Genomic DNA, 11,281 nt, shown 5'->3' with positions numbered 1-11,281 from the left:
GTCGTCGACTTGCCGACCGCCACGCTGCCCGCGACCCCGATGATGAACGGCGTCGGCTTGACCTCGCCGCCGAGGAACCCGCTGACGGTGTCGCGCAGCGCGTTCCCGGCGAGCCCCCGCGGGCCCGCCGGGCGCGACGACTCCGCGGCCGCACACGGTGCGGCCGCGCCCCCGGCTCACGCCGGGACCATGCCGGATCCGCCGAGGTCCACCCGCCGCCCACCTGAGGCCGCGGCCGGCACACCTCCGCGGACGGCGCCACCGGGCGCCCGCATACCGGCATTTCACACATGAATCCGGCGGCCGCACCGAGGGCGCCCACCGCGCCGAGCGCACCGTCCCGACAACCAGCGGTGCCCCGGCCCACGCCCAGGCGGCGCAACCCACACGTCCGCCACCGCACACGCCACCACACGCAGGCACCGCACGAGGGCAGCCGCCCACGCGCAGCCAGGGGGCAACGCACACGGCCAGCGCACAAGCCACTGCGAAGGCAAGAGCGAGTACCAGGGCACCGCCGAGGCAACCGCTCCGGCAGGCGCGAGGGCGAGCGCCACGGCGAGTGTCACGGCGCTGGCCGGGGTGATCGCTGAGGCGCCTGCCAGGGCAACCGCCCCGGCAGGCGCCAAGGCGAGCGCCAGGCATACGTGCAGGTGAGTGCCACGGCCCGCGCGAAGGCGAGTGCCACGGCGCTGGCCGAAAGCACCCGCCAGGGCAACCGCCCCGGCAGATGCCAGGGCGAGTGCTACAGCGCGCGCCAGGGCGAGTGTCATGGCACGCGTCGGGGCGATCGCCACGGCACGTGCAAGGGCACGCCTCACGGCGCTGGCCAAGGCACCGGCCAAGGCAAACCGCTCCGGCAGGTGCCCGGGCGAGCGCCCCGGTCCGCGCCAGGGCGATCGCCCCGGCACGCGCGAGGGCACGCGCCATGGCGAGTGTCACGACGCTGGTCAGGGCGATCGTCAGGGCACGTGCCAGGGCAACCGCCCCGGCAAGCGCTAGGGCGCGTGCATCGGCAGGCGTCAGGCGATCGCTGCGGCACACGCGGGGGCGCGCGTCACGGCGCGCGTCATGGCGCTGGCCAGGGCACCGCCGAGGCAACCGCTCCGGTAGGCGCAAGGGCGGGCGCCACGGCGATCGCCCCGGCAGGCGTTAAAGCGAGTGCCTCGGCAGGCGCTAGGGCGATCGCACGGCGCGCGCCACGGCGAGTGCCCTGGCGCCTGCCAGGACAATCGCCCCGGCAGGCGCCAAGGGCGACTGCACGGCACACGCCAAGGCGGGTGCCAGGGCGATCGCCACGGCACATGCGGGGGCGTGTGCCACGGCACGGGCCGTGGCGAATGTCGCGGCGCGTGCCAGGGGGCGTGCCGCGGCGAGTGCCATGGCACGGCTCGTCGCGAGTGCCAAGGCACGCGCGAAGGCACGGGTGACAGCATGTGCCGCGGCGTGGGCCGGGGCGATTGCTGTGGCACGTGCTTTGGTGCGGGGCGCTCGCACGTGGTGTCCGCACGCGCCTTCGCGTGAGCGCAAACATGCCGCCGGTCAGGCCATCACAGAGGAGAAGCATGCCCAGAAATGATCGCGAAGGCGATCCCCGCCTCGTGCGGGAGACCGCACGGCCCGATCCCGCAGCGAGGATCTATGCCGAACTGACTCCGGCCCGGAGGCGGGCGGCGCGGATCGCCATCGGCCTCATCTTCTTTGTCAACGGCGCCGCGTTCGCCACCTGGGCGTCGCGCGTCCCGGCGATCCGGGACGGGCTGACCCTGTCGGCGGGTGGCCTGTCCGTGGCGCTCACAGGCCTCGCCGTCGGGGCGTTCGTGGGCCTGCCGGTGGCGGGCGGCCTGGTGGCTCGGTGGGGGAGCCGGCGGGTGCTGATGTGGTCCTCGCTGTACCTGGCGGGGCTTCCGCTGGTCGCGTTCGCGCCCCGGCTCGGCTATCTCACCGCGGTGCTGGTGGCCTTCGCGTTCGGCAACAGCGCGCTCGACGTGGCCATGAACACCCAGGGCGCCCTGGCGGAACGGGCTTGCGCACGTCCGCTCATGGGCGGCTTCCACGCGATGTTCAGCCTCGGCGGGGTCACCGGCGCGATCGCGGGCGGTCTGGCCGCGAGCACGGAGATCGGCATCGGCGCGCACTTCACGGGGGCGGCCGCCGCGCTGACCGTCGTGTGCGGTGTCGCGGTGGCGTACCTGTTCCCGGACGGCCCCGACCGCGCCGCGGCGGACCCGCTCCTGGCGCTGCCGTCCCGCGGGCTGTGGGCACCTGGGTTCGTCGTGTTCTGCGCGCTGATGGGGGAGGGGCTGATGAACGACTGGGGCTCGCTCTACCTGCGGGACGTCGCCGGATCGTCCGCCGGCACGGCTGCCGCGGGGTTCGGTGTCTTCTCGGTGGGGATGGTGGCGGGCCGGCTCGTCGCCGACCGGATCCGCGGGCGGACGACGCCGGGCCGCTTCCTGCTGACCTGCGGGCTCATCGCCGCGAGCGGCTCCACGCTCGCGTTCGCGTTCCCGTACGCGTGGACGGGCCTCGCCGCGTACTCGCTGATCGGCCTCGGCCTGGCCGCGGTCGTCCCGGTGGCGTTCAGCCAGGCCGCCGCGCTCACCACGCGGCGTCCGGGCCCCTCGATCGCCGCCGTGTCCACGGTCGGCTACATCGGCTTCATGGCCGGGCCGCCGGTCGTCGGCGGCATCGCCGAGTCGGCCGGGCTGCGGACCGCGATGTTGATGTTCCTCGTCCTGATGGCCACGATGACGTCGCTCGCGCCGGCCCTGAGCCGCGCCCCGTAGCCGCGGCCCGAACGCGTGCTGCGGCGGGTGCGTGTCCGTATCGTGGGACGGTCGGCCGCCTGGACGTCGTTCTGTGTGCGTGGGGGCCCTGCCGCACCCGCTGGCACGCTAGATTTCCTGCGTGGAGGAGATCGATCGTCAGATCATGGCGCTGCTGGCCGACGACGGGCGCATGAGTTTCACCGACCTGGCCAAGGAGACCGGGCTGTCGGTGTCCGCCGTGCACCAGCGCGTGCGGCGGCTGCAGAAGCGCGGCGTCATCAAGGGGTTCACCGCGCAGCTCGACAACGAGCAGATCGGGCTGCCGCTGACCGCGTTCGTGTCGATCAAACCGATCGATCCCGCCGCTCCCGACGACGCGCCCGAGCGGCTGGCGGACCTGGCGGCGATCGAGGCCTGCCATTCGGTGGCCGGGGACGAGAGCTACATCCTCAAGGTCCGCGTGGCCTCACCGAACGAGCTGGAGGATCTGCTACAGCGGATCCGCGCCGCCGCCAACGTCGCCACCCGCACCACCGTCGTCCTCAGCACACCGTGGGAGGGGCGCCGACCGCCGCTCTAGCCGCCCACGGCGGCGGGGCGGGTCAGGCGGACGGGTCGGGGGCGAACGCGTCCAGCGCGGCGCGGGCCCGGCGCATCGACTCGCGCGGGTCCGCGTCCGGCCCGGTGATCTCCGGGTCGAAGTTGAGGTCGACGAACAGCTCGGTGATCCCCTGCTCGGCGAGCGCGCCGAAGTCGGCGCGGACCTGCTCCAGCGTCCCGGTGAGCGGGCGGCGCGGCCCGCCGGAGCCGCCCGGGCGGACCTGAACCGCGCCCCGGCACACGAAACGCAGCGCGGACGGGTCCCGCCCGGCCTCCTCCGCCGCGTCCCGGACGATCCGCACCGACCGCCCGATCGTGGTGAGGTCGGCGCGGCTGGAGCTGACCCAGCCCGCGGCCAGCCGCCCGGCCCGCCGCAGCGCGGGCTCCGACGTCCCGCCGAGCAGGACCGGCGGCTCCGGCGACTGGAGCGGGCGCGGTTCCTGCACGACGGGCGGGATGTCGTAGAACTCGCCGTGGAACTCGCTCGCGCCGTCGTCCCCGCCGTTCCACAGGGCGCGCAGCGCCGCGAGGAACTCCTCCGCGCGGGCGCCGCGCCGCTCCATCGGGACGCCGAGCGCGGCGAACTCCTCGGGCATCCAGCCGAGGCCGAGCCCGAGGTCGAGCCGCCCGCCGGAGACGTGGTCGAGGGTGGCCGCCTGCTTGGCGAGCATCGGCGGCGCGTAGAACGGTAGGTTCAGCACAGCGACGCCGAGCCGCACCCGCGCCGTGTGCGCGGCGAGGTAGGCGAGCGTCACCAGCGGATCGGGGACGTTGCGGTAGGTCCGGTCGTCCGAGTTGGCCGGGTTGAGCACGCGCTGGAGCGTCCAGAGGGAGTGGTAGCCGAGATCCTCGGCCCGCCGCGCGACCTCGACCTGCCGGGTGGGCGTCGCCCACGCCCCCGACACCGGCACCGCGAATCCGATCAGCACGCCGCCCCTCCTCGCGCTCGTCCCTGTTCCGGCCGGTCCGACCGGCCGCCTCCGGCCGAACCTTACAACGTCAAGGCCGCGAGCCCGATGACCGACGCGCGGACGGCCCCCGTTCCCGGACGCGATGACGTAACAAGACGGCTCACCAGGCTGCCACGCCGGGCCGCTCTGCCGCGCCGCTCTGCCGAGACGGTGTGCCGCGGACCGGCTGCCGAGATGACGTGCCGAGGCGGCGTGCCGAGATGGCGTGCCGAGATGGTTTGCCGAGGCGGCGTGGTGAGGCGCAAGCCGCGCCGGGGTGCCTGGGTGGGGTGGTTAGGAGGCGGTGACTATGAAGGCGGCGTTGCCGAAGCCGACCTCGTCGCCTGGGCGGACGCGGGCCGGGCCGGTGAGGCGCCAGCCGTTGACTCGGGTGCCGTTCATGGAGCCCAGGTCGGAGATCATCCAGCCTTCGTCCGCCCGGTAGAGCTCGGCGTGGAAGCGGGAGACGGTGAGGTCGGTGAGGATGAACTGGCAGCCGGGCGCGCGTCCCACCACGATGCGGGCGGGCCCCTCAGGCGGCAGCGCGAAGCGCGGCAGGCGGGGCGCCCGCCAGGCGGCCTCGATGCGCGCGGTGACGTGCGAGACCGAGGAGATGATGCCGGTGAGCCGGTTCACCACGCGGCTGGTGGGCGGCAGGTCGTGGACGATGTCGGCCAGCTCCGCCTGGCTGCGCGCGCGCAGTACCTGGTCGACGCGGCGCTCGAACGTCTCGTGCGACATGCGGCCCTCGGCCACGCGGTCCCCGAGGACGCGGAGCACGCGGTCGCGTTCCACGTCGGACGCCCGTACCGGATATGAGGGCCGACCGTCCATAGCTGTGAGTATCCAGTTCCCGTCGTCGCCTGTCCAGAAGTCGTCCAGGGGGCGGGCGATCGCCCTCACCCGCCCCCGCCTCTTTGATGCCGCGGGCCCCGCGGAGGTTCGCGGAATCCGCGGCTGGCATCGGACGGCGCCGCGACGAGTCCGGTACGGGCTCCGGCGGGTCAGCGGGAGAGCAGGTCCCGGGCGATGTGGGTCACCTGGATCTCGTCGGTGCCGGCGTAGATCTGGAAGGACTTGGCGTCGCGGGCGAGCTGCTCCACGCGGTACTCGCTCATGTAGCCGTTGCCGCCGAACAGCTGCACGGCCTCCTGCGCGACCTCGCTGGCGGCCTGCGCGGCGTACAGCTTCATCGCCGACGCCTCGGCGAGCGTCGGGGTGCGGCCCGCGCGCTGCATCTCGACGTGCCGGAACACGAGGTTCTGGACGTTGAGGCGCGCGACCTCCATCTTCGCGAGCTTCAGCTGGATGAGCTGGAAGTCGCCGATCCGCTGCCCCCACAGCTCGCGGTTCTTGGCGTAGTCGACCGACAGCTTGAGGCATTCCTCGATGACGCCGAGCGCCATGGCGGCGACGCCGGCGCGTTCGGTGACGAAGTTCTGCCTGGCCGACTCCTTGCCGCCGCCCGCGCCGGCGGCGAGGAGCCGGTCGGCGCCCGCGCGCACGCCGTCCAGGAACAGCTCGCCGGTGGGGGAGGAGTGCAGGCCCATCTTGCGGAGCGGCCTGCTCTGCTCCAGCCCGGGCATTCCACGGTCGAGGACGAAGGTGAGGATCTCGCGGTCGCGGGGAGCGCGGCCGTCGTCGAGCTTGCAGTAGAAGACGATCGTGTCGGCGTAGGGGCCGTTGGTGATGAACGTTTTGCCGCCGCTGATGACGTACTCGTCGCCGTCCTTCCTCGCGGTCGCCTGCATGCCGCCGAACGCGTCCGACCCGGAGTTGGGCTCGGTGATCGCCCACGCCCCGACCTTCTCCAGCGTGAGGAGGTCCAGGCCCCAGCGCCGCTTCTGCTCGGCGGTGCCCCGCTTCATGATCGTCCCGGCGGCCAGGCCGAGGCTGACGCCCATCGCCGAGACCAGGCCGGGCGCCACCTTGCACAGCTCGATGACGGGCAGCATGCTCAGCGCCGCGTTCCCGCCGCCCGGACGCCCCTCGTCGCCGGACGCCCCGTCATCGTCCTTGGCGAGCCGCGCCTCGAACGACGAGCGGGCCATCTCGTCCATGCCGAACGTCTTGTACAGGCTCCGGATCAGGTCGTAGGGCGGCAGCTCGCCCGAGTCCAGCGCGTCCAGGTGCGGGCGGACCTCCGCGTCGATCCAGCCGCGCACCGCGTCCCGGATCATCAGGTCTTCCTCGGACCACTCGATCATGTGCTCGCCTCGCCCTTTCGCCGTCCCGGAGGTGGGTGGAACCATCCAAGCAGACGCCGCAAGCGCGTACTTACCGAGGGCCGGGGACGGCCTCAGGGGGCCTTGGCCCCGAGGTTCACCACGTCGGCGAGCACGCCGCCGTCCGCGGTGAGCCGCTCGGGGGAGGGGCTGTCGTAGACGACGAGGACGCGGGTGCCGGTCCCGTTCGACTCGTCGAGGACGGCGATGCCCTCGGCGTGGTCGTCGCCGTCGCCGTACGGCAGGTCGCCGAGCACCTCCAGGTCGCCGGCGGCGACGATGTCCGCGGCGTCCTCGGTGACGGCGCCGGGCCAGCGCACGACCCGCACCGGCCCGTCCAGGCCCATGCTCGGTCCGGTGAGGACGAGCAGGTCGTCGCCGTGCGGGCACAGGTCGCGGATGCCGAGCCCGCCGAGGTCGAGGAAGCGGGTGCGGTACAGGGCGCCGCCGTCGCCGACCGGGCGCAGCCGCAGCCGCCGCGGGTCGTCCGGGTGCTCCTCGGGGCGGATCTCGATGAGAACGGCCCATCCGCGCAGGACGGGGCCGCGCAGCCCGATGTAGAGGCGGTCGCCGTGCGCGGCGATCCCCTCGATGTCGATGCCGTTGTCCTTGCTGGGGATGGCGAGGAACGGCGCGAGGTGCGGGTCGTCGGCGAGCAGGTCGGTGATGGAGTCGCCGTGTCCGCCGAGCACCGCCGCGGTCCGGTGGCCGTCCGCGGCGACCACCTGCGGCAGCCCGTCGGGGCCGGTGACCAGCGGGAGCCGGGCGAGGATGAAGCGGTTCTCCTCGCGCACCACCTTGGCGAGACGCTTGCGCGCCTTCTCGGGGGACTGGCCCGGCTTGATCTTCTTGCGCTTGAGGCTGTGCGACCCGATCGCCCACAGCCAGCCGTTGCTGCGCGCGAGGCCCTCGATGTCGGCCTCCTCGTCGGGCCCGGCGGGCAGCGGGACGAGGTCGGCGAGCGCGACCGTGCGGTGCCCGTCGAACCCGGTGACGCGCCCGTCCGCGTCGGACTCGGCGGTCAGCCGCTCGATGGTGGCCGTCTCGTCACCCGCCGTCCACAGGCAGCGGCCGTCCTGGCGCACGGCGGACAGGTTGGTGTGCGTTTCGGCGTCCCGGCTGTCCTGCCCGAAGCGCAGCACGACACGGCGTTCCACGATCATTGGGAAATCCTCCCACGAAACGGACGGCCGGACGGACGCCGGAGGCGGTCCTCAAGCGGTCGTCGGCGATCGTGGCGGTTCCGTCGGTTATCGGCGCGCCCTCCGGTCAGCGATCCCAGAGGACGTGGAGCGCGGGCGGCTTGCGGAACACCAGCCCGCGCGGCGCGGCGTCGCGGGACGGGTCGAGCCGCAGGCCGGGCAGGCGCTCCAGCAGCGCGGCGAGCGCCGTCCGCGCCTCCAGCCGGGCGAGGTGGGCGCCGAAGCAGAAGTGCGGGCCGCGCGCGAACGCCAGGTGGTCGCCTGCGTTGCCGCGCCGCACGTCGAAGCGGTCGGGGTCGGGGAACAGGGCGGGGTCGCGGTTGGCGGCCGCGATCGACACCCGGACGAGGTCGCCCGCCCGCACGGTGACGCCCGTCCCGTTCCCCGTGTCGAGGTCGACGTCGCGGGTGGCGTACCGGTCGACGACCGACGCGGACGGCTCCAGCCGCAGCGACTCCTCGATGGCGCCGGGCAGCAGGTCGGGATCGTCCAGGACGAGGCGGAGCTGACCGGGGTCGGAGAGCAGGTGCAGCGCCGCGTTGGCGATCATCCCTTCGGTGGTGTCGATGCCGCCGAACATCAGGATCGCCGCGTTCGCCACGACCTCGGCGGTGGTCAGCCCCGCCTCGTGCCGCGCCGCCTCGGCGAGCAGCGACCCCGCCCCGCCGTCCGCCCCGCCGTCCGCCCCGCCGTCCGCCTCGCCGATCGCGTTCTCGACCGCGGCGCGGAGCCGCGCGTACGCGTCGCTGGAACGTTCCGACACGGTGCCGCCGAGCGGGCCGCCCGCGGTGATGGCGGAGACGGCGTCGACGAACGCCCCGTACCAGGAGCGGATCGTCGCGGCGTCCACGCCGTCGAGGCCGAGCGCCTCGGCGACGACCGCGACGGCGAGCGGCCCGGCGAGGTCGGCGCGCAGTTCGGCCCGGCCCGCGGGGGCGAGGGCGGTGACGAGCCGGTCCACCTCGTCCTCGACGAACGCGGTGAAGCGCTCGCGGGTGCGCGCGGGGCGGAACGGCCGGGCGAACGGGTCGCGGTGCCGCGCGTGGACGGGGCCGTCCAGCGACAGCATGCTCGGCCCGACGACGCGGGCGGTGGAGAAGCGCGGGTCGTCCACGGTGAACGCCGCCGCGTCGCGCATGACCCGCACGGCCGGCGCGCGGGCGGTGACCAGCCAGCCGCCGAGCGCGGGCAGCCAGGAGACGGGTTCGGCCGCGCGCAGCCGGGCGAGCGCGGGATGGGGGTCGGCCTCCAGCTCGGCGGCCGTGACGGAGGCGCCGAGCGGGAACCGGGTGGTCAGGTCGGAGGTCACCCGGCCGAGGATATTCCGCCCGGCGCCGCCCCTAACGAATCTACAACGTAAAGGCGCCGGGCGATGCGCCAGCGTCAGGCGGCCTCGGCCTGGTCCCGCCACCACGCCCGACCCTGCTCCGGCAGGGTGTAGATCGGGTCGTGGTACTCGTAGCGCCTGGTCAGCGCGTCGGGATCGGCGGCCTCCAGGGCGGTGCGGTAGTTCTTCGTCCAGTAGGAGACGCCGCGCTCGCGGTCGTAGTCGGCGAGCTGGTGCACCCAGCGCTTGCCGACGTAGGGGACGTCGCAGACGATGCGCGGGGTCGCGAACCCGGGCAGGTAGCCCATGATCGCGTGCTGGAGCTCCTGCGCCTCCCACACCGCGAGCCGCCAGTGCTCGCTGTTGGGGATCATGTCGCACATGTAGAGGTAGTAGGGCAGGATCCCGGCCTCGTCGAGCAGGGCGAACGACAGGTCGAGCAGCGCGGCGGGGGTGTCGTTCACCCCGCGCAGCAGCACGCCCTGGTTGCGGACGTCGCGGATGCCGGTGTCGAGCATCGCGCGCGCGGCCCTGGCGACCAGCGGCGTCACCGACTGCGCGGCGTTGACGTGGGTGTGGATCGCGATCTGCGCGCCGCGCCGGGCGGCCTTGGCGGCGAGCCGCTCCATGCCGGCGCGGACCTCGTCCTGGAGCCAGTGCTGGGGCAGCCCCATGAGCGCCTTGCTGGCGAGGCGGATGTCGCGGATGTTGTCGATGTCGAGCAGGGCGTCGACGAACGCCTCCAGGCGGGGCCAGGGCAGGTTGGCGACGTCGCCGCCGGACACCACGACGTCGCGGACGCCGGGGGAGCGGCGCAGGTAGTCCAGCATGGCGCCGAGCCGATCCGCCGGTTTGATGGTGAACTTGTGCTTGTCCACGGCGGGGGTGGAGTTGCCGACCAGGTCCATGCGGGTGCAGTGCCCGCAGTACTGGGGGCAGGTGGGCAGCAGCTCGGCGAGCACCTTGGTCGGGTAGCGGTGGGTGAGGCCCTCCACCGCCCACATTTCCGCCTCGTGCAGCGAGTCGCGGGAGGCGAGGGGGTGCGAGGGCCAGTCGGTGCGCCGGTCGCCGTGGACGGGCAGCATGTAGCGCCGGACGGGGTCGGCGAGGAACGCCTCGGTGGAGGAGGCGTCCATGGTGTTGAGCATCTGGGGCGGCAGCAGCATCGACATGGTCGCCCGCTCGGCCTGGTCGCGCTCCAGGTCGGCGTAGAACGACTCGTCCAGCAGGTCGCCCATGACCTGGCGGAGCTGCCGGAGGTTCTTGACGCAGTGGGCGCGCTGCCACTGCGCCGACTCCCATTCCGCCTCGGTGACGTCGCGCCACCCGGGCAGGCGCCGCCAGTCGGGCTCCTGGAGGGGGCGGCGCCGGTAGGCGTACGGCTGGCGTGCGGTCTCCTCGGAGCGGACGGCGGCGTCCGGGTCCGGATGCAGGGCGGTGGTCATCGTCGACCCCTTCCTCGCGGCGCATTGATCGCATAAAAGTCTTGTATGGTGCCGACGGTACGGGAAGAATTTCGATGAAACCAGTGGTGCTCGGAATATCTTCCGGGACATGAACCGGACATCAGGGAGTTGGGGGACGATGGGCGACCGTACCGCCGGAACCGCCGGCACCACGGCCGTGGGGCTGCACCGCGTCCTGGAGCCCGCGGGGGTGCTGCCGCAGGCCGCCCGGCGGCTCGACACCGACCCCCGGATCCGGCCGGACGAGGTCCGCGTCCGCGTCGAGCGCCTCAACCTGGACGCCGCGTCCTACCGGCAGCTCCGCACCGCGCACGGCGGCGACCCCGACGCGATCCGCGCGGAGGTGCTGCGGATCATTACCGAGCGGGGCAAGATGCACAATCCCGTCACCGGGTCGGGCGGGATGCTCGTCGGCGTGGTCGACGAGGCCGGACCGGAGTCGCCGCTCGGGCTGAAGCCGGGCGACCGCGTCGCGACGCTGGTGTCGCTGACGCTCACGCCGCTGGCGGTGACCGACGGCCTCGCGCGCTGGGACGGCCGGTCCGAGCAGGTCCCGGCGGAGGGCCACGCGATCCTGTTCGGCCGGTCGATCGCCGCGGTCCTGCCCGCCGACCTGCCCGTCCCCCTCGCGCTGGCGGTCATGGACGTGTGCGGCGCGCCCGCGCTCACCCACCGCGTCGTCGCGTCCCGCGCGGACGCGCCCGTGGTGGCGGTGCTCGGCGCCGCGGGCAAGAGCGGCT

9 protein-coding genes are annotated in these 11,281 nt (G+C 73.8%); 3 read left to right on the top strand and 6 right to left on the bottom strand.

The window, feature by feature from the left end:
- Positions 1-1,565: 1,565 nt before the first annotated feature.
- Together E1300_RS41940 and E1300_RS41935 are read left to right on the top strand one after the other, a co-directional pair.
- Positions 1,566-2,789: an MFS transporter gene (locus E1300_RS41940; RefSeq protein ID WP_165503236.1), complete on the top strand. Its 1,224-nt coding sequence runs from the start codon at positions 1,566-1,568 to the stop codon at positions 2,787-2,789.
- Positions 2,790-2,910: 121 nt separating this feature from the next.
- Entirely contained in the window at positions 2,911-3,351 is a 441-nt protein-coding gene (locus E1300_RS41935; RefSeq protein WP_131762851.1) for an Lrp/AsnC family transcriptional regulator, read from the top strand.
- Positions 3,352-3,373: 22 nt separating this feature from the next.
- On the opposite strand, the gene E1300_RS41930 is transcribed toward E1300_RS41935, so the two are convergent.
- The 6 genes from E1300_RS41930 to E1300_RS41905 form a co-directional block, all read right to left on the bottom strand.
- Positions 3,374-4,300 carry a TIGR03619 family F420-dependent LLM class oxidoreductase gene (locus E1300_RS41930; RefSeq protein WP_131762850.1) on the bottom strand — a complete coding sequence of 309 codons (927 nt, stop codon included), beginning with the start codon at positions 4,298-4,300 and terminating at the stop codon, positions 3,374-3,376.
- A 315-nt stretch (positions 4,301-4,615) separates the two neighbouring features.
- Positions 4,616-5,155 carry an FHA domain-containing protein gene (locus E1300_RS41925; RefSeq protein WP_131762849.1) on the bottom strand — a complete coding sequence of 180 codons (540 nt, stop codon included), beginning with the start codon at positions 5,153-5,155 and terminating at the stop codon, positions 4,616-4,618.
- A 170-nt stretch (positions 5,156-5,325) separates the two neighbouring features.
- Complete coding sequence (locus E1300_RS41920) at positions 5,326-6,528, bottom strand: acyl-CoA dehydrogenase family protein (protein ID WP_131762848.1); 1,203 nt, start codon at positions 6,526-6,528, stop codon at positions 5,326-5,328.
- Between the two features lie 92 nt (positions 6,529-6,620).
- Complete coding sequence (locus E1300_RS41915; protein ID WP_131762847.1) at positions 6,621-7,709, bottom strand: DUF3616 domain-containing protein; 1,089 nt, start codon at positions 7,707-7,709, stop codon at positions 6,621-6,623.
- A 106-nt stretch (positions 7,710-7,815) separates the two neighbouring features.
- Complete coding sequence (locus tag E1300_RS41910) at positions 7,816-9,057, bottom strand: cytochrome P450 (protein WP_131762846.1); 1,242 nt, start codon at positions 9,055-9,057, stop codon at positions 7,816-7,818.
- Positions 9,058-9,131: 74 nt separating this feature from the next.
- Positions 9,132-10,520 carry a KamA family radical SAM protein gene (locus E1300_RS41905; RefSeq protein ID WP_131762845.1) on the bottom strand — a complete coding sequence of 463 codons (1,389 nt, stop codon included), beginning with the start codon at positions 10,518-10,520 and terminating at the stop codon, positions 9,132-9,134.
- A 139-nt stretch (positions 10,521-10,659) separates the two neighbouring features.
- On the opposite strand from E1300_RS41905, the gene kdd reads away from it, so the two are divergent.
- A partial coding sequence (kdd, locus tag E1300_RS41900) for an L-erythro-3,5-diaminohexanoate dehydrogenase (RefSeq protein ID WP_503104944.1) occupies positions 10,660-11,281 on the top strand: 622 nt, incomplete at its 3' end.

It is taken from the genome of Actinomadura fibrosa (assembly GCF_900659615.1).
GTDB classification, from domain to species: domain Bacteria; phylum Actinomycetota; class Actinomycetes; order Streptosporangiales; family Streptosporangiaceae; genus Spirillospora; species Spirillospora fibrosa.
This window is presented reverse-complemented; position numbering and strand designations above follow the sequence as displayed.